Origin of the sequence: Actinomadura sp. NPDC049382 (assembly GCF_040677125.1) — a bacterium.
Lineage (GTDB): Bacteria > Actinomycetota > Actinomycetes > Streptosporangiales > Streptosporangiaceae > Spirillospora > Spirillospora geliboluensis.
The window spans coordinates 22,748-43,104 of record NZ_JBFARO010000016.1 but is presented as its reverse complement, the minus strand read 5'-3'; the positions used below and the strand labels follow the sequence as shown (position 1 = coordinate 43,104).

The window sequence follows — 20,357 nt, the reverse complement described above, 5'->3', positions numbered from 1 at the left end:
ACCGGCATCGACCGGCCGGAGGGGCCGGTGCGCGCCGGTGCGCCGCCCGTTCGCGGGCGGTCGTCAGTGCGCCGCCTCGTACTGGGCGATGACGGTGGCGGGGATGCGCCCGCGCTCGTTGATCTCGATGCCCTGCTCCTTCGCCCACTGCCGGATCTCGGCGCCGCGCTCCCGGGCCTGACCCGCGCGGGCCGGAGCGGCGCCCCGGGTGCCCTTGAGCCGGCGGCCGCTCTCCATGTAGCTGTGCAGCGTGCTGCGGAGCTTGCGGGCGTTGTCCTCGCTGAGGTCGATCTCGTACGTCCTGCCGTCGATGGCGAACGACACCGTCTCGGCGGCCTCGCCGCCGTCGAGGTCGTCCGTCATGATGATGCGAACCTTCTGTGCCACGTGCGTTCCCCGTCTTGTCGTGTTATTCGGTGCCCCCGACCGTAGCCGATTCGGGCCCTCGGCGATCCGCCGGGGAAAGGCGCGCGCCGCCCGGCCCGGACGCGGTCACAGGTAGCCGAACAGGCGGCCCGCCACGCGGCGCATCTGGATCTCCTCGGAGCCCTCGGTGATGCGGTAGCGGCGGTGGTGGCGGTAGATGTGCTCGAACGGCTCGTGGCGCGTGTAGCCGATGCCGCCGTGCACCTGCATCGCGCGGTCCGCCGCCTCGCAGACCAGCCGGTTGCCCCGGTAGTTGCACATCGACACCAGGTGCCCGATGGTGACCGCGGGCTCGCCGGCGGCGTGCACCTCGTCCAGCCGCTGGGCGGTCTTGTGGATCAGGGTCCGCACCATCTCGGCCTCCGTGTGCAGCTCCACGAGCGGCCACTGAATGGCCTGGCGGGACGCGAGGGGCCGGCCGAAGGTGGTGCGCTCGCGCGCGTAGGCGACGGAGCGGTCGATGCAGAACTGGGCCGCGCCCACGCCGCTGGCGGCCTGGCGAATGCGGTTCTCGTGGACGAACGTCTGCGCGACCGCGAGCCCCTGCCCCTCCTCGCCGAGGATGGACGACGCGGGCACGCGGACGTCGTCCAGCGTCACCTCGGCGTGGTCGGTGGGCATGTTGAGCGTCCACCAGTAGTAGGGGACGTCGAAGCCGGGGGCGTCGAGCGGCACGATGAAGGCGGTGATGCCCTCGGCCTGCCCGGGTTCGCCGGACGTGCGGGCGAAGACGACGTCGTGGGTCGTCGCCGCGCCGAGCGTGTTGAACCGCTTGGTGCCGTTGATGACCCAGTCGCCGCCGTCGCGGACGGCGCGCGTCGACATCCAGGTGGCGTCGCTGCCGTGCTCGGGTTCGGTGAGCGCGAACGCCAGGCCGTTCTCGCCCCGGACGGACGGCTCCACGAACTGCTCCCGCTGCTCGGGCGTCCCGAACCGGTGCAGCAGTTCGACGAAGACGAGGTTGCCGACGACGGAGTGCTCGGTCTGCAGGTCGTTGTGCAGGCCAAGCCCGCGGTGCGCCAGATGCTCGCGGATCACCGCCATCTCCAGGTTGCTGCCCCCGTGCCCGCCCAGCTCGGCCGGGAGGCTGTACCGGTAGAACCCGGCGGCGTCGGCGCGGCGCTTCGCCTCGGCGAGGAGCTCCTCCCACTCGGGGCGGGCGACGCCGCCGCGCTCGAAGTCGGTCCGGGCCCACTCCCTGCGGTGGTCGAAGAAGCGGCGGTTGTCGTCCGCCTCCTCCAGCGGGACGATCTCGCGCTCGATGAAGGCGTCCAGGGCGTCCAGCAGGTCGCGGGTCTGCTCGGGGATCTCGAAGTCCATGCGGGTCTCCTGTCTCACGCGCGTCCGAGGAGGATGTCACGGGCGATCGCGGCCAGGTCCCGCGGCCGCCGTTCGAGCGCCTCCAGCGGCTCGGCGGGGGCGTCCATCGCGCCGCCGCGGTACCGGTCGTGGACGCCGTGGCCGATGCAGCCGAGCCGCCACAGCGCGAACGCCTCGAAGAACGGCAGGTCCGACACGTCGCGGCCGGTCGTCTCGGCGTAGCACCGCGCCAGCGCGTCGCGGTCGAGGAACCCGGGGAGCCGGGACGGGCCCCAGCCGACCGTGTCGCCGGTGTGCCACCAGGCCGTCAGCCAGCCGAGGTCGGCCAGGACGTCGCCGGTGGTGCACAGCTCCCAGTCGAGGACGGCGGCGACCGTCCCGTCCGGGCGGACGATCATGTTGCCGGGGCGGAAGTCGCCGTGCGCGACGCCCGTCCAGCGCTGCGTGGGCGTCCGGGCCGCCAGCAGGCCGCGCACCTCGGCGAGGTCGCGGGCGGCGGGGTCGTCGCCGCCGGTGCGGGCGGCGACCCGTTCCACCTGCGCCGTCCACCGGCGGAGCTGGCGGGTCACGTAGGGCTCCGCGCCCGGACGGACGGTGAGGCCCGCGTCCGCCGGGGCCACCTCGTGGATCGCCGCGAGGACCTCAGCGCACTGCCGCGAGAACCGGTCCCGGGCGTCGGGCGGCAGCCCGGCGGCGGCCGCGTCGGAGTCGAGGACGGTCCCGTCGACGAAGTCCATGACGTAGAAGGGGGCGCCGGTGACGGCCGGGTCCGCGCAGAGCCCGCGGGTGCGCGGCACCGGCACGGCGCTGCGGCCGAGCGCGGTGACGATGCGCCACTCCCGCTCCATGTCGTGGGCCGTCGGCAGGAGGTCGCCCGTCGGGGGCCTGCGCAGCGCGAACGCGCGCCCGTCCGGGGCGTCCACCCGGTAGGTGAGGTTGGAGCGGCCGCCCGCGATCAGCGTGAACGCGAGCGGGCCGGGGACGCCGAGCGCCTCGCCGAACCATCCGGTGAGCGCGCCGGCGTCGATCCCGGGCGGTGCGCCGGTGCCCACGGGTCAGACGCCGCGGCTCGGCGCCGGGTCGGCGGCGAGGCCGGCGGCCCGCAGCGCCGCCCGCTTGGCGGCCTCGACGTCGTAGTGCTTGCGGGTGACGATGCGCTGCGCGTACAGGCCGCCGCCCGCCTGGACGTTGGTGACCTGCCGCCATCCGCCGTAGGAGTCGGCGGTCAGGTCGCGGATCGCGTGGAAGAGCCGGGTGCGGTACTCGCCGTCCACGTCCGACCGGGTCGACATGTACTTGCGCGCCAGCGGCCCCACCTCGGGGTTCTGCAGGTCCGCGATGGACGGCGCGGTGACGACCGCGGCGCCGGCGATGTCGTGCAGGTGCCGCACCATGGCGGTGTACTCGGTGGCCCCGGTGTACTTGCCGGCGTTGGTGTACAGCTCGTTGGGGAAGACGGCGCCGAACTCGCCCGCCTCCGCGTGGGTCAGCGCGGCCTCCAGGCAGGCCCGCACCACGGTCGCGTGGATGATCATCTCGGCGATCTTCTCGCGGACGTGCCCGACCCGCTGCAGGCCGTTCGCCTCGGCGATCAGCTGCGCGAACCCGACCAGCACGTCGGCGCCGTCCGCCATGGACGTGAGGCCGCCGAGCCGCTCCCACAGCCCGAGGGAGTGGGCGAAGACGGCCGCGCTCGCCACCTCGCCGTCGAGGAACACGCGCTCGCGGGGGACGAACACGTCGTCGAAGATGACGAAGCCCTCCGGGAAGTGCTCGCCGCCCGACATCGGGAACGACCGCGCGTCGGCGTGCCGGGGCGCGTACGTCGTGTTGATGATCTTCACTCCGGGGGCGTTGACGGGGATCACCGCCGCGAACGCGTAGTCCTCCTCGCCCGGCTTCATCGCCTTGGTCGGGATCGTCATCAGCTCGTGGCCGAACGACGCCGCGGTGATGTGCAGCTTGGCGCCGCGGATGACGACGCCGTCGGGCGAGCGGTCGACCACGCGGACGTAGGCGTCCGGGTCGTCCTGCCGGGCCGGCGGGAGCGAGCGGTCGCCCTTGGCGTCGGTGATGCACTGCGTGACGCGGATGTCGCGGGCCTGCGCGTCGTCCACGTAGGCGCGGATGCGTTCGACGTACTGCGGGCTGCTCCGCGCCAGCCGTCCCGCCGCCGTCGTCAGCGTCATCAGCGAGGTGTAGTTGACGTGCGCCATCATGCCCGCGCTGTGGACGAGCCCGACCTTCTCGCGGAGCTGGTCCACGGTGGCCGGGATGCCGCTGAGGGGGCTGACGCCGTCCACGGCCTTGAGCGCCAGCCAGTCGTAGCCGTCCGCGATGTTCCGCACGACGGTGCCGAGGATCGGGTGGCCGGGGAGGTCGGTGACCTTCTCTCCCTCGAAGTAGGTGCTGCGGCCGTCGTCGAGACTGGCCTTGTACTGGTCGCCGGTGAGCATGCTCGGGCCGTTCCTCTCGTTCTGCGCGCGGGTCAGGTGGCGGTCTGGGCGCGGCCCCGGTCGACGATCGCCTTGCGGCGCTCCTCGACGGACGCGGGGGTGAAGCCGCGGGCCAGCCAGTCGCGGGACGTCCGGCCCTCGATGCCGTAGCCGTCCGCGATCTCGGCCAGTTCGATGCGCCGGTAGGAGTCGAGCAGGGTCCGCACGGCGTCGCGGTCGTTGCCGGCGATCGTCCGGGCGACGCGGTGCGCCGCGGGGAGGAGGTCTCCGTGCGCGACTACCTCCGTGACGAGGCCGGCGCGGAGGGCCTCGGCGGCGGGGACGAAGTCGCCGGTCAGGCTCATGCGGCGGGCCGTCTGCCGGCCGACGAGCCGGGGCAGCAGCACCGACAGCCCCCAGCCCGGCAGCACGCCGACGCGGGCGTGGGTGTCGGCGAACCGGGCCCGTTCGGAGGCGATGAGGATGTCGCAGTTCAGCGCCAGCTCCAGCCCGCCGGTGACCGCGACGCCGTTGACGGCGCCGATCACCGGCTTCGACGGCACCGGCCACGGGTACGGGGACGGCTCCTCGTCGTCCTCCTGGCCGAGCCGGAGGTTCTCCCCCGAGCTGCCGAGCTCCTTGAGGTCCAGGCCAGCGCAGAAGGCGGGGTCGGACCCGGTGAGGACGATGGCGTGGACCTCGTCGTCGTCCTCAAGGGCCCGCATGGTGGCGCGCAACGCGGTGATGAGCGCTGCGCTGAGGGCGTTGCGCGCCTCGGGCCGGTTGAGGGTCACCGTGGCGACGCCGTCGGCGCGGTCGAGGAGGAGGATGTCGTTCATCAGCGCCCCTGCCACACCGGGGGACGCTTCTCCGCGAAGGCGGTGGCGCCCTCGCGCGCGTCGGCGGACCCCGCCACGGGCCGGGCGATCCTGTCCTGCTCGATCCAGGACTCCTCCTCGCCCCAGCCCGCCGACTCGACGATGATCCGCTTGCTGGCGGCGAGCGCGAGCGGGCCGTTCGCGGCGACCTCCCGGGCCAGCCCGAGGGCCGCGCCGAGCGCCTCGCCGTCGTCCACGAGCCGGTTGACCAGGCCCAGCTCGCTCATCCGCGCCGCGCTCATGTGGTCGCCGAGCAGCGCCAGCTCCATCGCCACGTGGTAGGGGACGCGGCGCGGCAGGCGCAGGAGCCCGCCCCCGGCCGCGACGAGGCTCCGCTTCACCTCGGGGATGCCGAACGTCGCGCCCCGGGCGGCGACGACGAGGTCGCAGGCCAGCACGATCTCGAAGCCGCCCGCGAGCGCGTAGCCCTCGACGGCGGCGATGAGCGGCTTGCGCGGCGGCCGCTGGACGAGCCCGGCGAAGCCGCGCCCCTCCACCACGGGGTGCTCGCCCCGGACGAACGCCTTGAGGTCCATCCCCGCGCAGAAGGTGCCGCCGGCGCCGGTGATGACGCCGGCCTGGAGCGCGGGATCGGAGTCGAGCCGGTCGGCGGCCCCGGCGACGGCGCGCGCGACGTTCTCGTTGACGGCGTTGCGGGCGCCGGGGCGGTCGATGGTGATGACGAGGACGCCGCCGTCGGCCTCCACGTGCACCTCGGCGGCGGGCTGTGCTTCGGTGGTCATGGTGCTCCCTGGTCGTGGACGGGTCAGGACGCGGCGTCGAGGACGGACGCGGCCAGCCGCTCGGCCGCGGCGGCGCGGCCGCCGAGCAGCGTGGCGTCGCCGACGGCGCGCTTGTAGTAGAGGTGCGCGGAGTGCTCCCAGGTGAAGCCGATGCCGCCGTGCACCTGGACGGTGTTCTTGACCACCGCCTGATAGTCGGCGGCCGTCCGCACGGTGGCCAGGTCGACGGCGATCCGCGGGTCGTCGAGGCCCGGGTCGTCCAGCGACCAGGCCGCGTGGTAGGCCGCCGACCGGGACTGCTCCACCGCAACGTGCATGTCAGCGCACCGGTGCTTGACGGCCTGGAAGGACCCGATCGGCCGCCCGAACTGGAGCCGGGTGGACGCGTACTCCACGCTCATCGCCAGCAGCCGTGCACTGGCGCCGACGGCCTCGGCCGCGAGGACGACCGCGCCGACGTCGCGGGCCGCCGCGACGGCGTCGAGCGCGGACGCCCCGGCGTCCCCGAGGGGGCGTGCGGGCGTCCCGTCGAGCCGCACCCGGCCGAGGCGGCGCGTCTGGTCGAGCGTGGTCAGCGGCTCCACGGACAGCCCTTGCGCTCCCGCGTCGACGAGGAACAGCGCCGGGTCGCCGTCTGCCTCGGCCACGACCACGAAGAGGTCGGCGGCGACGGCGTCGAGGACGTGCGAGACGGTGCCGCTGAGTACGGGGGCGTCCGGTCCGCCGGTGGCGGTGATGCCGGTCCGGGCGGGTGCCCAGGCGCCCCGCGCGTCGGTGGCCACCAGGCTCGCGACGGTCTCGCCGGAGACGATCCCGGAGACGAGGCCGGGCGCCTCCGGAGCGCCCGAGCGCGCCAGCGCGGTCGCGGCGAGCGCGACGCAGCCGAGCAGCGGCACCCCGGCGAGGACGCGTCCCAGCTCCTCGGCGACGATGGCGAGCGCGACCGTCCCGCCGCCGTCACCGCCCGCCTCGACGGGCAGGGCGAGCCCCAGCACGCCGAGGTCGCGGCCCAGGACCCGCCACGCCTCGCGGTCGAACCCCGACGACGTCCACAACTGCGCGCGGACGGCGTCATCGGTCCAGGTGCGCTCCGCCATGGACCGGGTCAGGTCCCGCAGCGCCCGCTGCTCCTCGGTGAACGCGAACTCCATCACAGCTCCCTCCCGCCCGGCGCGGTGCCCGCCGCCTCAGCCACGGGGCACCTCCCGCCACGGCTTGCCGGTGTCGGCGCGCAGGTCGCCGGGGAGGCCCAGCAGCCGCTCGCCGATGACGTTGCGCAGCACCTCGGACGTGCCGCCCTCGATGGTGTTGGCGCGCGAGCGCAGGAACTTGCGAGCGAGGTCCTCCCCGTCCGCCCCGTCCCGCTGCTCGCCGGAGGGGGCCGCGTCATAGCCGCTGTAGAGCGCCGCCTCGGGCCCGAGCATGTCCATGCAGAACTCGTAGACGTCCTGGTTCAGCTCGGCTCCGGTGAGCTTCCCGATCGACCCCTCCGCGCCGGCGGGCCGGTCCCCCTGCTCCACCCGCTGCCGGTCGCCGGTCAGCCGCGCGGCGTCCGCGCGGGCGAACAGCTCCAGCAGCCGGGCGCGCAGGACGGGGGTCCGCAGGTCCGCCCGCTCCCGCCACAGCCGCAGCGCCGAGCCGATCGAGCCGGTACCGCGGATGCTGGAGCCGCCGCCGATCGCGTTGCGCTCGTTCATCAGCGTCGTCATGGCGACGCGCCAGCCGTCGCCGACGTCGCCGAGCCGGTGGGAGTCGGGGATGCGGGCGTCGCGCAGGTGGACCTCGTTGAACTCGGCCTCGCCGGTCATCTGCCGCAGCGGCCGGACCTCGACGCCCGGGTCCTCCATGTCCAGGACGAAGTACGTCAGCCCCCGGTGCTTGGGCCGGCCGGGGTCCGTCCGGGCGAGCAGCAGCGCCCACTTGGCCTTGTGGGCGTTGCTGGTCCACACCTTCTGCCCGTTGACGACCCATTCGCCGCCGTCCCGGACGGCCCGGGTCGCGAGCCCCGCGAGGTCCGAGCCCGCGCCGGGCTCGGAGAACAGCTGGCACCAGATCTCGTCGCAGACGTAGAGCGGGCGGAGGAGGCGCTCCTTCAGCTCCCAGCTCGCGTGGGCCATCACGGTCGGGCCCGCCATGCCGTAGCCCATGGGGTTGAGGTCGAACGGCACCGGTCCGCCGGCGCTCTGCAGGACGGCGTCCACCGCCGCCTGGAGGCCCGGCTCCACGCCGAGCCCTCCGAGCCCCTCGGGGAACTGGACCCACGCGAGGCCCGCGTCGAAGCAGGCTTCGAGGAACTCCCGCCGCGGGGTGGACCCGGGCGGGGTGCGGTCGAGCACGGCCCGCGCGGCGTCGAGGACGCGCCGGCGTTCGGGCGAGTCCTCGTCGGCCCGCGCGTCGCCGGGGGCGGTGGTGGTCATTCCGGCCTCCTCGGGCGGTCAGCGGTCATGGAACAGGGGCGGGCGGCGGGCCAGGAAGGCGGCGGCCGCCTCGCCGTGGTCCGCGGTGAAGGAGGTCAGGATCTGGGTCCGGTTCTCCAGGTCGATGCCGGCCTGGAGGCTGCCGATCTCCAGCTGGCTCCACATGACCTCCTTGGTCATGCGGACCCCCATCGGGCTGTTGGCGCGGATGGCGCGGGCGGTCTCCAGCGCCGAACCGAGCAGGTCCCCGTCCGGGACGACCCGGGTCACCAGCCCGATGCGGTCGGCCTCCGGGGCGTCGATGATGCGGCCGGTGAGCATCAGCTCGAACGCGCGGGACGCCCCGATCAGCCGCGGCAGCATCCAGCTCACGCCGATGTCGCATCCCGACAGGCCGATCCGCACGAACGCGACGTTGAAGCGGGCCGACTCCCCGGCGATCCGGACGTCCGAGGCGAGCGCGAGCGCCAGCCCGCCGCCCGCCGCCGGCCCGTTGACGGCCGCGATCACGGGCTGCGGCATCGCCCGCAGCTTCGGCACCAGGGCCGCGATGTGCCGCTGGAGCCGAAGCCGCTGCTGGGGCGAGTCCGGCCGCTCGCGGGTGTTCTGGGTCGCGAGGTCGTAGGCGGTGAGGTCGAGGCCCGCGCAGAACCCGCGGCCCGCCCCGGTGAGGACGAGGACCCTGGTCGCGGGGTCGGCGGCGACCTCGTCGAGCGTGCGGTGGAGATCGTCCAGCAGTTCCGCCGAGAGCGCGTTGAGCCGCTCGGGACGGGACAGGGTGAGCAGGGCGATGCCCGGCTCGGGAGTGCTCAGCTCCAGCGTGGTCATGGCTGCTCCTGGATGCCGGGAGGGATGGGGAGGGTTCCGCACGGTGTCAGCCGCCGCGCTGCCGCTCGTTGAACGGGACGTCCTTCTCGGGGTCGGGGTCCTTGGGCAGCCCCAGGACCCGCTCGGCGATGATGTTGCGCTGGATCTCCGACGTCCCGCCCGCGATGCTCGTCTGCTTCATCGCGAGGAACTCGTAGGACGCGGCGGAGTTCGGCGTCCCCCGCTCCCACGCCAGCGCGGACAGCGGCTCGACCTCGGCCGCCAGCGTGCCCGCGGTCTCCTCGATGTGGGCGTGGACGAGCTTGCGGATCGACCCCTCGGCGCCGACCGCGTCCCGGCCGGACTCGGCGTACGACCGGATGGTGGTCATCTGCAGGACGCGCTCCTCGACCGCGAGGCGGAGCAGCTCGTCGCGCAGCACCGGGTCGGCGAGGGTCCCGTTGTCCCGGGCCCGGCGGAGCAGGACGTCGGCGCGCCCCTCCCCCACGGCGGGTGGCCCGGTCAGCCCGTTGCGCTCCTGCATCAGTGTGGTGATCGCGACGGCCCAGCCCCCGTTGACCTCGCCGAGGAGGGCGTCGGCGGGCAGCCGCACGTCGGTGAGGAAGACCTCGTTGAACTCGGCGTCGCCGGTCATCTGCTTCAGCGGCCGGGCGTCGACCCCGGGCGTGCGCATGTCGACGAGGAAGTAGCTGATGCCGCGGTGCTTCGGCAGCGCGGGATCGGTGCGGGCCATCAGCAGTCCGTAGTCGGAGACGTGGGCGAACGAGCTCCACACCTTCTGGCCGTTCACCAGCCAGCCGCCGTCGTCCCGCCGCTCGGCCCGGGTCGCTAGGCCGGCGAGGTCGGAGCCCGCGCCGGGTTCGCTGAACAGCTGGCACCAGCGGTGCTCGCCGCGCGCCAGCGGGCCGAGGAAGCGCTCCTTCTGCGCCCGCGTCCCGTGGACGATGATCGTCGGCCCGGCGAGCGCCAGCCCGACGAAGTCGTCCATGCCGCGCCCGGCCCGGTACCGCAGGACCGCCGCGGCGACGGCGCCCGCCGCCCGCGCCGACAGCCCGAGCCCGCCCCACTCGCGGGGCCACGCGGGCGTGGACAGCCCCGCCGTGCCCAGCGCGGAGAACCACGCGGGCCCGCGCGCCGGGTCGGCGAGGAACGCCTCGACGGCGGGCCAGTCGGCGTCCAGCGCGGCCTTCAGGACGTCGGCGGGCAGGTGCTCGCGCAGCCAGGCGTCCGCGGCCTCGAAGGCTTGGGCCTCGGTGGCGTCCTCCGGCAGTTCGATCATCGGGCCGCTCCTTCCAGCTCCGGCGGCGGGTCGGTGAGGAGGTGGGGCAGCAGGGCGGCGCGGGCCTCGGCAGCCCCGCCGAGCAGGGTCGCGTCGAGGCGGGCCCGCCGCAGGAACAGGTGCGCGTCGTGCTCCCAGGTGAAGCCGATGCCGCCGTGCAGCTGGATCGTGTCCTTGGCGGTCTGCAGGAAGGCGCCGGAGCAGTAGGACCGGGCGACGAGGGCGCCGAACTCCTGCTCGGCCGAGCCCGGCTCCCGCCACGCCGCCCAGAACGCGGCGGACCGCGCCATCTCGTGCCGCACCGCCATGTCGGCGAGCCGGTGCTTCACGCCCTGGAAGGCGCCGACCGGGCGGCCGAACTGCCGGCGCGTCGCCGCGTACTCGGCGGTGCGGCGGACCAGCTCGCCGGCGGCGCCCGCCTGCTCGGCCGCGAGCAGGATCGCGGCCGTCCGCCGCATCCGCGCGGCGACCGCCCATCCGCCGCCCGGTTCGCCGACCGGCCGCGCCGGGGTCCCGCGCAGTTCGAGGGACGCCGCCGGACGGGTGCCGTCGAGCACCTGGCGCGGTGTCCGGACGAGACCCGCGGCCCCGGCCTCGACCGCGTACCACCCGAGGCCCGCGTCGGACCGCGCGAGCACGAGCACCACATCGGCGCCGGCGCCGTCGAGGACGAGTTCCTTGTCGCCGTCCAGCACGGGCCCGCCGCCGCCGTCGCGCGCGGAGGTCCGCACCGACTCCGGCGACCAGCGCCCGTCCGCCTCGACGACGGCGACGGCGGCGGTCAGCTCGCCCTCGGCCAGGCGCGGGAGCAGTTCGGCGGCGACGGGGTCGTCCGGCAGGGCCGCGAGCACGTTCGCCGCGAGCACCACCGTGGGCAGGAAGGGGCCGCCGAACAGCACGGCGCCCATCTCCTCCATGACGATCGCGAGGTCCACGAGCGAGCCGCCGCTGCCGCCCGCGTCCTCGGGGAGCGCCAGCCCCTGCAGCCCGAGCTGGGCGGCGAGGGTCTCCCACGTGTCGGGATCGTGCCGTTCGCCCGCCTCGGCCAGTTCCCGCGCCCGCGCGAGCGGCGCCTTGTCCGCCAGCACCCTCCGCACCGCGGCGCGCAGGTCGCCCTGCTCCGGCGTCCAGGAGAACTCCATGCGACTACCTCCCTGTGCCGGCCCGCTCAGCGGGGGCTCATCCTGATGGCGCCGTCCAGCCGGATCGTCTCGCCGTTGAGCATCGGGTTCTCGATGATGTGCTCGACCATCGCGGCGTACTCGGCGGGGGCGCCGAGCCGCGACGGGTGCGGCACCTGCCGGCCCAGGGACGCGCGCACCTCCTCGCTGAGCGCGCCCAGCATCGGGGTCTCGAAGATGCCGGGCGCGATCGTCATCATCCGGATCTGCAGGGACGCGAGGTCCCGCGCGATCGGCAGCGTCATCCCGACGACGCCGCCCTTGGACGCCGAGTAGGCCGCCTGCCCGATCTGCCCTTCGTAGGCGGCCACCGACGCGGTCGCGACCGCGACGCCCCGCTCCCCGTCGACGGGGTCCCGCTCGGCCATGCGCGCGGCGGCGAGCCGGATCAGGTTGAAGGTGCCGACGAGGTTCACCCCCACGGTCCAGGAGAAGTCGTCGAGGGGCATCGGCCCGTCGCGGCCGACCGTGCGGCCCGCCCGTCCCGAGCCGGCGCAGCTCACCGCGACGCGCAGCGGGCCGAGGCGGGACGCCGCGTCCACGGCGGCCGCCACGTCGTCCTCCGAGCGGACGTCGCCGGCGGCGAAGACGGCCCGTCCGCCCAGCTCCGCGGCCGCCTTCTCGCCCGCCGAGGCCGGCAGGTCGAGCAGGACGACGCAGGCGCCCCGCTCCAGCAGGCGGCGCGCGGTCGCCAGCCCGAGCCCGGACGCTCCGCCCGACACAAGGGCCGCCGTGCCTTCGATCCTCATCTGGTCACTCCTGTACGTCCGTCCCGCATGGCGCGGGTGGTCGGGGGGCAGCGGGGGTCAGCGGCGGGTCAGCGGCCGCGGAAGACGGGGGGCCGCTTCTCGAAGAAGGCGCGGCCCGCCTCCGCGGCGTCCTCCATCGCGAGGTTCACCGCCTGCGCGTGGGCCTCGGCTTCGAGCGCGCCTTCGAGGCTGCTCTCGAAGGCGTCGTTGAGCAGCCGCTTGGACTGGGCGAGCGCCATCGGCGGCCCCTCGGCGAGCTGCGCGGCGAGGCCGGCCACCGCGGCGTCGAGCCCGCCGGGCGGGACGACCTGCCGGACGATCCCGAGCCCGTGCAGGGCGGCGGCGTCGATCATGCCGCCGAGCAGCACCATCTCCTTGGCGCGGTGCAGCCCGACGAGGCGGGGCAGCAGCCAGGAGCCGCCGAAGTCCACCGACAGGCCGCGCTTGACGAAGATCTGGGCGAAGCGGGCCCGGTCGCTGGCGATGACGAAGTCCCCGGCGAGGGCGAGGTTCATGCCCGCTCCGACGGCGTACCCGTCGACCCGGCAGATGACCGGGATCCGCAGCCGGTGGACGGCGAGGCACGCCTCGTTGACCTCGTGCATGCCGGTGAGCGCGTGCCGTTCCGAGGGCGCGGACAGGTCGGCTCCGGCGCAGAAGTCGTCGCCCTCGCCGGTGATGACGAGCACCCGGGCCTCGCTGGCGGCGACACCGGCGACGGCGTCCCGGAGCGCGGCCCAGCCCGCCTGGCCGATCGCGTTCTTGCGCCGGGGGTTGGAGATCGTGAGCGTCGCCACGCGGCCCTGATGCGACACCGCGAACGGCGGGGCCGCGGGGGCGGCCTCGTCAATGCTGGTCATGGGTCCAATCTCGCACGGTTCGAATGTGATGTCATTGTCATGTTGAGGCGGAAGAAGGGGTCCACCGGCGCAGCTCGCGCTTGAGGATCTTGCCGCTGGCGTTGACGGGCATCGCGTCGAGCACGACGAACTCCCGGGGCACCTTGTGGCTCGCCAGCCGGGCCCTGCAGTGCGCCAGCAGCTCCTCCGCCGCCGGCCGGTGCCCGGTCGCGGCGGTGACGAACGCGCGCACGACCTCGCCCCGCGGCACGTCGCGCAGGTCGGCGTCCACGATCCGCAGAGCGACCCCGATGGACGGGCGGCCGCACGAGTGGAGCAGCTCCGGACGTTCGGCGAGGGCCCACCGGTGGTCCTCCGGCGTCAGCGTCGTCTGCAGTCCGGCCTCGGTGGCCGCGCCGAGCTTCCTGCACGCGAGCACGATCTCCATGTAGCGGTGCGAGTCGAGCGCGAAGACCGCGAGCCGGTCGCCGCGCCGGACGCCCTCGGCGCGCAGGGCGGAGGCGAGCCGGTTGACCCGCGCGTTCGTCAGCGCGAACGAGTGCGCGGAGCCGTCGGGGAACCGGAAGCAGGCCCGGTCGGGATGCCGCCGGGCGCTCAGCGGGAGGAACTCGCCGACCGCGATGCCGAGCCCGGTGACACCGGTCCCCGTGCTGCCGAGCCGTCCCGCCATCGTCCCGTCCTCCGGATTGAGACTGATGTCAATATCGACCTGTCTACCGGCACCGCCCGGCCATGTCAACGGTCGGCCGGGAATCCCCTGACAGGCCGTGTAGCTCCGCGTTGCCGGGCTTGGAAGCATTGACACTGCTCTGGCGATGGTTTAGACACTGGATGACTCCGACGTCATGTACGGCACGAGGTTCGAACCTCCCGGCAATCGCAGGAGCGGCCATGCACCCCAGGATCCGCGTCGGTGACTACCTCCGCCTCAGCGCGCGACGCCATCCGGACGTCCCGTGCTTCGTGTTCGGTGACGGCACTGAGCAGACCTTCGCCGAGACCAACACGCGCGTGAACCGGCTCGCGGACGCCATGGCCCGGCGGGGCGTCGCCAAGGGCGACAAGGTCGCGATCGTCGCCACCGACTGCGGCGGGTACGCCGAACTGCTGCTGGCCTGCATGAAGCTGGGCGCCGTCTACGTCCCCCTCAACAACCGCCTCGCGGACTCCGAGCTGCTGACCCTCCTGCGCTGGGCCAAGCCGTCGATGCTCTTCGTCACGAGCCGCTACCTCGACTCCGGGCGCGCCCTGCTGCCGCAGGTCGAGAGCCTGCGGCAGCTGATCGACTTCGACCAGGCGGAGGGCCCGGAGGGCTACGAGGCGCTGCTCGCGACGGGCGCCGACGTGGAGCCGGACGTGGACGTGCGGGACGAGGACGTCATCGGCCTGGCGTTCACCTCGGGCACGACGGGGCTGCCCAAGGGCGTCCTCCAGTCGCAGCGGATGCTGAAGTCGCTCATCGTCAACATGTCGATCGACTACGAGATCGTGCCGGGCGAGTTCCGCTACACCGCGTCGCCGACCTTCCACATCGCCGGGCAGGGCATGATCCTCATGCACGTGTGGCGCGGCTTCCCGACGCTGATCCTGCCCCAGTTCGACCCGGCCGAGGTGCTGCGCTGGATGCGGTCCGGCCGGCTCACCGGCGTGTTCCTCGTCCCGACGATGATCAGTTCGGTGCTGGAGCGGCCCGAGGCGGCGGCGGGCGACTACCCCGGCCTGCGGTCCATCATCTACGGCGGCGCCCCGATCTCGCCGACCCTGCTGCGCCAGGCCATCGAGACGTTCGGCTGCGACCTCATCAACGCGTTCGGGGCGGCGACGGAGGGGGGCCTGCAGACCGTCCTCGGCTCCGCGGACCACCGGCGCGCGATGGCCGGCGACACGCACCTGCTCGGCTCGATCGGCAAGCCCGCCTTCGGGGTGGAGCTGCGCATCGTCGGCGCGGACGGCGCGGACGTGCCGCGCGGCGAGATCGGCGAGATCATCACCCGCTCGGACGCAGTGATGAACGGCTACCTGGAGATGCCGGACGAGACCGCCCGCGCGATCCGCGACGGCTGGTTCTGGGGCGGCGACCTGGCCCGGATGGACGACGAGGGGTACCTCTACCTCGCCGGGCGCAGCAAGGACATGATCATCCGGGGCGGCGAGAACATCTACCCCGTCGAGATCGAGACGGTGATCTCCGGGCATCCCGGCGTCGCGCAGGTCGCGGTCGTCGGCCGTCCGGACGAGCACTGGGGCGAGGTCGTGGTCGCCTACCTCACCGCCGAGCGGGAGATCGACCTGGAGGCGCTGCGCCGCCGCTGCCGCGACCGGCTGGCCGCCTACAAGGTCCCGGTGGAGTTCGTCGTGGTCGCGGAGATGCCGCTCAACGCCAGCGGCAAGATCCTCAAGCGGACGCTCCGGGAGGCGCCGCCCGCCGCCATCGACCGTCCGGCCGCGCGGGCCGCCGCCCGCTGACCGGGCGGCCCGCCGGGCCTGCTCCGGCCCCCGTGTGCTAGCTCGGCTTGGTGCTCTGCCAGTCGTAGATGCCGGCGCCGCGCAGCCACACCGTGGTCAGCGCGTGCAGCAGCTTCTCCTCGTCGAACTCCTTGCCGAGGTTCAGCCAGACGTGGCAGATCTGGTCGACCATCGAGCCGATCAGCTCCGCGGTGAGCTCGGGGTCGAGGGAGGTGTCGGCGAGGCCCTCGTTCTGGTGGTGCTCGATGATCCGCGCCATCCGGTCGACGTGCGCCTCGCGGACCTGGAGCCGGATCCGCTTCATCTCGGGGGTGAACGTGCCCACCTGCTCGATGAGCGCGACGATCTTGGCGTTGCGCCGGTAGGAGTCGACGAACCGCTTCATCGCGGCGTAGGTGCGCTCGTAGGACGCGGGCGACTGCGGGCGGCTCGACCCCAGCTCGATGATCATGTCGCCGGCGACCCGGGTGGCGACGGCCTGGAAGACCGCGTCCTTGGAGTCGAAGTAGGTGTAGAAGGTGCCCTGGGCGACCTTCGCCTCGGCGGCGATGTCGGCGACGCGGGCGTCGAGGAACCCCTTCTCCTCGAAGACCCGGCGGGCCGCGTCGAGGAGCGCGGCGCGGCGCGCGTGGCCGCGTCCCGTCAGCGGGCCGGTCTGGCGCCGCTCCTGCTGCTCCGGACTCGTGGCGACGCCGAGCCTGCCACCGCGCGTCTTGGCCATGCCCATCACTCCCGATCACTGGTCTGCCGCCCCGTGCGCGCCCCACATGAGCATCCCACCTTCGCGGCCGGGCCATCAAAGGTTCGGAGGCGCGGCGCTCGGCGTGGGCGCCGAAGGACGGTATCTCACCCTCGTAAGGTTCGCATCTTACTTGACAGTGACGTCATGAACAAAATGACTCCGCGGCACCGGCGCGCAGTGCCGGTGCCGCGGAGCGGGGGCCGAGCGGCCCCGTCAGCTGACTGCCTCCGGCTCCAGGTCGATGTAGCCCCGGCCGTCGATCGGCTTGAGCGAGCCGTCCTTCTGCACCTCGAAGAAGATGCCCTGGTCGCTGCACGCGCCGGGGCGTCCCGGCCACTGCTTCCCGTCGCAGGTGACCTTGGGGCCGAGGTAGGTCTGGAAGTCCTTGACCTGCTGCATCGCCGCGGAGACCGACTTGTTGGTGATCTCACCCTTGACGCCCTGCACCACCTTGGCCAAGTTGATGAGCCCGGCGAAGGAGTACAGCGACCGCGCCGACTGCTCCTTCTCGTAGTCGACCGCCTCCATCGCCTCCTCGAACTCGTCCAGCTGCTTCTGGACCTCGGCCGGCGCGTGCTCGCGGGAGGCCGGGACCCACAGCCGCGGCTGGACGATCGCGCCCGCCGCCTCCTCGCCCAGCTCGTCGATGAACTGCGAGCACGACCCGGCGAAGACCGTGCCGCCGTAGCCGGACTGGCGGAGCGCCCGGATCAGCCCGGTGCAGCCGTCCTCCGGCAGCGCGATGACGCCGGCGACGTCGGGCTTGGACGACATCTCGGTGGCCGCCACCACCTGGAAGTTGATGTTGTCGACCTTGACGTAGACGCCGTCCACGGCGATGCCGAGCTTCTGCCCCATCGGCTTGACCAGGTCGTCGACGTACCCGTGCGAGGACGGCGCGTCGGTCACGGCGAGCGACGCCTTCTTCTTGCCGAGCCGGCTGAGGATCTTCACCATCCCGAGCGCGCTCGTCTCCAGCGGGCCGGAGAAGTAGAAGGCCGCCGGGTACTGCGCGCCCTCGGCCACCGCCTGCCCGGCGAGCGTGCCGACGATCGGGATGCCGGCGGACTTCAGGATCGGCGTCATCGCGCCCATGCTCGTGCCGTCGTAGGCGTCGAAGACCACCGGGACGTCGGCGGCGACGAAGTCGTTCGCGCACTTCACGCCGGTCTCCGGGGTGCCGTCGCCGGAGCAGATGTCCAGTTTGACGGGGCGGCCGCCGATGCCGCCGAGCTTGTTGTTGATGTACCACTCGGCGGCCTTGGCGCCGTAGGTGTTCTGCGGGTAGGCCACCGGGCCGGTGTCGAGGGACTGGACGCCGAGGACGACCGGCTCCCCCGTCAGGCCGCCGTCGGAGCTCGAGGCCTTCGTGTCCCCGCCGCAGGCGGCCAGGGCGAGGGCCGTGGTCACCGCCACCGCGGCCGCGATCGTCTTCTTCATTCCCACTACCAGCCTCTCGCCGGCGGCGGCCCGCGGCCGCCTCGCTCCACTGTGTTCCACATCATATGAATGTTGACGTCAATGTCAATCGTTCATATGGCCATTTGCTCGGGAATTTCGGCTGCTCAGCGGCGGTACCGGGACACCCCGCCGGCCCGCCGGATCGGTCAGGAGGTATCAGGAGGTGAGCCGCTCCACCAGGTCGCTCTTGCGGACCTTGCCCGTCGGGTTGCGGGGAAGCTCGGGCAGGACGTGGTACTCCACCGGCACCTTGTAGCCCGCCAGCCTCGCGCGGCACATCGCGTCCAGCGCCTCGACTGAGGGCGGCTCCCGCCGGTACTCCACGAACGCCACCACGACCTCGCCCCACGTCTCGTCCGGGCGGCCGACCACGGCCGCGTCCGCGACCTCGGGGACGTCGGTGAGCACCAGCTCGATCTCCGAGACGTAGATGTTCTCGCCGCCCCGGACGATCATGTCGCGGCTGCGGCCGCCCAGGTAGAGGTAGCCGTCCTCGTCCACCCACCCCCGGTCGCCGCCCCAGAACCACCCGTCGTGCAGCGCCTCCCTGGTCTGCTCGGGCAGGCCGAGGTACCCGGCCATCACGCACTCGGTCCGCGCCGCGATGTTGCCGACCACGCCGGGCGGCACCTCGGCGCCGTCGTCGTCCAGGATGCGCATGTCGACGTACAGCACCGGCTGGCCGACCGAGGACAGCAGGTGCTCCTCCCCCGCCAGCGCGCGCCGGTGGTCGCCGGGGCGCAGCAGGGTCTGGACGCCGGACTCCGTGCCGGCGCCGAACAGGTTCCAGAAGTCGCACGCGGGATACCGCTCCAGCGCCCGCCTCAGCAGGCTCGGCGGCATCGGCGCCGAACCGTAGAGCATGGTGTCGAGCCGCTCCCGCCCGGTCGGGCCGGCGTCGGCGTCGAGCACCGCCTGGATCATCGTCGGGACGAGGAAGCAGCCGGTCAGCAGCCCGTCCCCGATCGCCCGCGCCGTCACCACCGGGTCGAACTGCGGCTCGATGAGGGACGTGCAGCCGACCGCCACCTGCTCGAAGACGAGCGCCCAGCCGGCGATGTGGAACAGCGGGGAGGCCGTGTACCGCACGTCGCGCGGCCTGGCGAAGACCTCCCAGCCGAGGCTCAGCATCCGCTTGAGCATGCCGTGGGTCTGCATGACCCCCTTCGGCAGGCCCGTGGTGCCGCTGGTGAACATGATCCCGAGAAGGTCGTCGTCGGCGAGCCGCACGTCGGGCTCGATCTCGCGCCCGGCGGCGACCAGCGACTCGACGTCGTCGTCCAGGCAGCCGTCCAGCGACAGCAGCGCGCACTCGCGGGGCAGCCCGGGGGCGACCTTCCGCGCCGTCTCCAGGTAGCGCCCGCCCACGAAGAACAGCTCGGGCTCCGCCTGGCCCAGGATGTTCTCGATCTCGAACTGCGCCAGGCGGAAGTTCACCGGGACGTACGTCGCGCCGAGCTTGAAGCACGCCAGCAGGACCTCGGCGTAGGCGAACGAGTCGGTGTCCAGCAGCGCGATCCGGGTGCCCTTCCGGACGCCGCGCGCGGCCAGCGCGTCGCAGATGCGGTTGACGCGGGCGTTGACCTCCGCGAACGTGCGCTGGTCCCCGCCGGTGGAGAGCCAGCACGGGACGTCACGGAAGCGCCGCGCGGACTCGGTGATGATCCTGCCGATGGGCCATGAGACATCCAGGTCCACTTCTACTCCTTACGCGGGTCCGCCGGAACGGGCGCCAGCAGCCGGTCGATCGCCCGGCGCAGCAGCCGGCCGAACGGCGCACCCTGGTCGATCATCACGTGGTGGTAGGCGTTCGGGACGTCGTACTGGTGGACGGGGCGGCCGAGCAGCGCGGCCAGCACCGCGGCGGCGTCCGGCGGGACGAGCCGGCTCAGCTCGCCGCGCACCACCGCCGTCGGGCACCGGACGTCCGCGAGCGGCGCGGTCAGCCGGCCGGTGTCCAGCGCGCCGAAGATCGCCGGGTCGGCCTTCCACGTCCAGCCGCCGGTGACCGGCCGCACCGACCGCTCGGCGACGTAGGTCAGGACGCGGACGTCGGGCACCGGCTGGGGCGGCATCAGCCGGTACCGGCCGAGGGCCTCCTCGACCGTCGCGAACACCGGGGCGCCGCGCCCCGCGGACGGCCGGGGCGGGGACTCGCGGGGCTCGGCGACGACGCAGTCCACGAGGACCATCGCCCGGACGGCGTCCGGGCGGGCCGCCGCCGCGCCGCTCGTGACGAGCCCGCCGATGCTGTGGCCCACGAGGACCGCCGCGCCGCCGCACACCTCGTCGACGACGCCGAGGACCTCGCGCGACCAGGTGCCGAGGTCGTAGGCGCTCCGCCGGCCGCTGTTCCCGTGGCCGGAGAGGTCCACGGCGACCACGTCGTACCCGTCGGCGAGCCAGCGGACGGTGTGGTGCCACCACGCGGTGTGCGCGGAGGTCCCGTGCACCAGCACCACGGACGGGGCGCCGGGCCGCGGCCACCGCTCCCAGGCGATCGCCGCGCCGCCGACGGCGACCGCGCCGCGCTGCTCGGGGCCGAGCCCCGCCGGGTCCGTCATCGCGCCGC

19 protein-coding genes are annotated in these 20,357 nt (G+C 73.7%); 1 reads left to right on the top strand and 18 read right to left on the bottom strand.

The genetic code is table 11. The annotated features are described in order from the left end of the window. Positions 1 to 63: 63 nt before the first annotated feature. From AB0K34_RS13090 to AB0K34_RS13025, 14 genes are all read right to left on the bottom strand, one after another. Positions 64 to 387 carry an Lsr2 family protein gene (locus tag AB0K34_RS13090; RefSeq protein ID WP_138637862.1) on the bottom strand — a complete coding sequence of 108 codons (324 nt, stop codon included), beginning with the start codon at positions 385 to 387 and terminating at the stop codon, positions 64 to 66. Between the two features lie 105 nt (positions 388 to 492). Continuing rightward, positions 493 to 1,746, bottom strand: a complete 1,254-nt coding sequence (locus tag AB0K34_RS13085; RefSeq protein ID WP_138637861.1) for an acyl-CoA dehydrogenase family protein — start codon at positions 1,744 to 1,746, stop codon at positions 493 to 495. A gap of 14 nt (positions 1,747 to 1,760) precedes the next feature. Continuing rightward, the gene (locus AB0K34_RS13080) at positions 1,761 to 2,798 is read right to left on the bottom strand and encodes a phosphotransferase family protein (protein ID WP_301174383.1); all 1,038 of its coding nucleotides are present in this window, start codon (positions 2,796 to 2,798) and stop codon (positions 1,761 to 1,763) included. A gap of 3 nt (positions 2,799 to 2,801) precedes the next feature. Continuing rightward, complete coding sequence (locus AB0K34_RS13075; RefSeq protein ID WP_138637859.1) at positions 2,802 to 4,202, bottom strand: 4-hydroxyphenylacetate 3-hydroxylase N-terminal domain-containing protein; 1,401 nt, start codon at positions 4,200 to 4,202, stop codon at positions 2,802 to 2,804. Positions 4,203 to 4,234: 32 nt separating this feature from the next. Continuing rightward, positions 4,235 to 5,020 carry an enoyl-CoA hydratase gene (locus tag AB0K34_RS13070; protein WP_138637858.1) on the bottom strand — a complete coding sequence of 262 codons (786 nt, stop codon included), beginning with the start codon at positions 5,018 to 5,020 and terminating at the stop codon, positions 4,235 to 4,237. Next, a complete protein-coding gene (locus tag AB0K34_RS13065; protein ID WP_138637857.1) occupies positions 5,020 to 5,802 on the bottom strand; it encodes a crotonase/enoyl-CoA hydratase family protein in 783 nt (260 codons plus the stop codon). Before AB0K34_RS13065 ends, AB0K34_RS13070 begins: the two co-directional genes overlap by 1 nt. Positions 5,803 to 5,825: 23 nt before the next feature. After that, entirely contained in the window at positions 5,826 to 6,953 is a 1,128-nt protein-coding gene (locus tag AB0K34_RS13060) for an acyl-CoA dehydrogenase family protein (RefSeq protein ID WP_301174382.1), read from the bottom strand. Positions 6,954 to 6,989: 36 nt separating this feature from the next. After that, positions 6,990 to 8,219, bottom strand: a complete 1,230-nt coding sequence (locus AB0K34_RS13055) for an acyl-CoA dehydrogenase family protein (RefSeq protein WP_138637855.1) — start codon at positions 8,217 to 8,219, stop codon at positions 6,990 to 6,992. Positions 8,220 to 8,237: 18 nt separating this feature from the next. After that, positions 8,238 to 9,047, bottom strand: a complete 810-nt coding sequence (locus tag AB0K34_RS13050) for an enoyl-CoA hydratase-related protein (protein ID WP_138637854.1) — start codon at positions 9,045 to 9,047, stop codon at positions 8,238 to 8,240. Between the two features lie 46 nt (positions 9,048 to 9,093). Then, positions 9,094 to 10,326, bottom strand: coding sequence for an acyl-CoA dehydrogenase family protein (locus AB0K34_RS13045; protein WP_301174381.1), 1,233 nt, complete (start codon positions 10,324 to 10,326; stop codon positions 9,094 to 9,096). Beyond that, a complete protein-coding gene (locus AB0K34_RS13040) occupies positions 10,323 to 11,468 on the bottom strand; it encodes an acyl-CoA dehydrogenase family protein (RefSeq protein ID WP_301174380.1) in 1,146 nt (381 codons plus the stop codon). Before AB0K34_RS13040 ends, AB0K34_RS13045 begins: the two co-directional genes overlap by 4 nt. Positions 11,469 to 11,494: 26 nt before the next feature. Further along, positions 11,495 to 12,256, bottom strand: a complete 762-nt coding sequence (locus AB0K34_RS13035; protein ID WP_301174379.1) for an SDR family NAD(P)-dependent oxidoreductase — start codon at positions 12,254 to 12,256, stop codon at positions 11,495 to 11,497. A gap of 68 nt (positions 12,257 to 12,324) precedes the next feature. Further along, positions 12,325 to 13,116 carry an enoyl-CoA hydratase-related protein gene (locus AB0K34_RS13030; RefSeq protein WP_138637637.1) on the bottom strand — a complete coding sequence of 264 codons (792 nt, stop codon included), beginning with the start codon at positions 13,114 to 13,116 and terminating at the stop codon, positions 12,325 to 12,327. Positions 13,117 to 13,153: 37 nt separating this feature from the next. Beyond that, entirely contained in the window at positions 13,154 to 13,786 is a 633-nt protein-coding gene (locus tag AB0K34_RS13025; protein ID WP_240807787.1) for an AMP-binding protein, read from the bottom strand. A gap of 221 nt (positions 13,787 to 14,007) precedes the next feature. Here AB0K34_RS13025 and AB0K34_RS13020 point away from each other — a divergent pair, with 221 nt between their 5' ends. Continuing rightward, on the top strand, positions 14,008 to 15,582 hold the full coding sequence (locus AB0K34_RS13020; protein WP_171069089.1) for an AMP-binding protein: 1,575 nt from the start codon (positions 14,008 to 14,010) through the stop codon (positions 15,580 to 15,582). A gap of 37 nt (positions 15,583 to 15,619) precedes the next feature. Here AB0K34_RS13020 and AB0K34_RS13015 read toward each other — a convergent pair whose 3' ends face one another. The 4 genes from AB0K34_RS13015 to AB0K34_RS13000 all read right to left on the bottom strand — a co-directional run bounded on the left by AB0K34_RS13015 (position 15,620) and on the right by AB0K34_RS13000 (position 20,349). Next, positions 15,620 to 16,303: a TetR/AcrR family transcriptional regulator gene (locus tag AB0K34_RS13015; protein WP_138637634.1), complete on the bottom strand. Its 684-nt coding sequence runs from the start codon at positions 16,301 to 16,303 to the stop codon at positions 15,620 to 15,622. 234 nt (positions 16,304 to 16,537) lie between these two features. Further along, on the bottom strand, positions 16,538 to 17,764 hold the full coding sequence (locus AB0K34_RS13010) for an ABC transporter substrate-binding protein (RefSeq protein ID WP_138637633.1): 1,227 nt from the start codon (positions 17,762 to 17,764) through the stop codon (positions 16,538 to 16,540). Positions 17,765 to 17,941: 177 nt separating this feature from the next. Then, a complete protein-coding gene (locus tag AB0K34_RS13005) occupies positions 17,942 to 19,483 on the bottom strand; it encodes an AMP-binding protein (RefSeq protein WP_301174378.1) in 1,542 nt (513 codons plus the stop codon). A gap of 2 nt (positions 19,484 to 19,485) precedes the next feature. Further along, complete coding sequence (locus tag AB0K34_RS13000) at positions 19,486 to 20,349, bottom strand: alpha/beta hydrolase (protein WP_138637631.1); 864 nt, start codon at positions 20,347 to 20,349, stop codon at positions 19,486 to 19,488. Positions 20,350 to 20,357: the final 8 nt, after the last annotated feature.

Coding starts and splice junctions, on each gene's coding strand:
- AB0K34_RS13085 (WP_138637861.1), bottom strand. CDS start 1,746: ATGGACTTCGAGATCCCCGAGCAGACCCGCGACCTGCTGGACGCCCTG.
- AB0K34_RS13075 (WP_138637859.1), bottom strand. CDS start 4,202: ATGCTCACCGGCGACCAGTACAAGGCCAGTCTCGACGACGGCCGCAGC.
- AB0K34_RS13070 (WP_138637858.1), bottom strand. CDS start 5,020: ATGAACGACATCCTCCTCCTCGACCGCGCCGACGGCGTCGCCACGGTG.
- AB0K34_RS13065 (WP_138637857.1), bottom strand. CDS start 5,802: ATGACCACCGAAGCACAGCCCGCCGCCGAGGTGCACGTGGAGGCCGAC.
- AB0K34_RS13060 (WP_301174382.1), bottom strand. CDS start 6,953: ATGGAGTTCGCGTTCACCGAGGAGCAGCGGGCGCTGCGGGACCTGACC.
- AB0K34_RS13055 (WP_138637855.1), bottom strand. CDS start 8,219: ATGACCACCACCGCCCCCGGCGACGCGCGGGCCGACGAGGACTCGCCC.
- AB0K34_RS13050 (WP_138637854.1), bottom strand. CDS start 9,047: ATGACCACGCTGGAGCTGAGCACTCCCGAGCCGGGCATCGCCCTGCTC.
- AB0K34_RS13045 (WP_301174381.1), bottom strand. CDS start 10,326: ATGATCGAACTGCCGGAGGACGCCACCGAGGCCCAAGCCTTCGAGGCC.
- AB0K34_RS13040 (WP_301174380.1), bottom strand. CDS start 11,468: ATGGAGTTCTCCTGGACGCCGGAGCAGGGCGACCTGCGCGCCGCGGTG.
- AB0K34_RS13035 (WP_301174379.1), bottom strand. CDS start 12,256: ATGAGGATCGAAGGCACGGCGGCCCTTGTGTCGGGCGGAGCGTCCGGG.
- AB0K34_RS13030 (WP_138637637.1), bottom strand. CDS start 13,116: ATGACCAGCATTGACGAGGCCGCCCCCGCGGCCCCGCCGTTCGCGGTG.
- AB0K34_RS13025 (WP_240807787.1), bottom strand. CDS start 13,786: ATGGCGGGACGGCTCGGCAGCACGGGGACCGGTGTCACCGGGCTCGGC.
- AB0K34_RS13020 (WP_171069089.1), top strand. CDS start 14,008: ATGCACCCCAGGATCCGCGTCGGTGACTACCTCCGCCTCAGCGCGCGA.
- AB0K34_RS13015 (WP_138637634.1), bottom strand. CDS start 16,303: ATGGCCAAGACGCGCGGTGGCAGGCTCGGCGTCGCCACGAGTCCGGAG.
- AB0K34_RS13010 (WP_138637633.1), bottom strand. CDS start 17,764: ATGAAGAAGACGATCGCGGCCGCGGTGGCGGTGACCACGGCCCTCGCC.
- AB0K34_RS13000 (WP_138637631.1), bottom strand. CDS start 20,349: ATGACGGACCCGGCGGGGCTCGGCCCCGAGCAGCGCGGCGCGGTCGCC.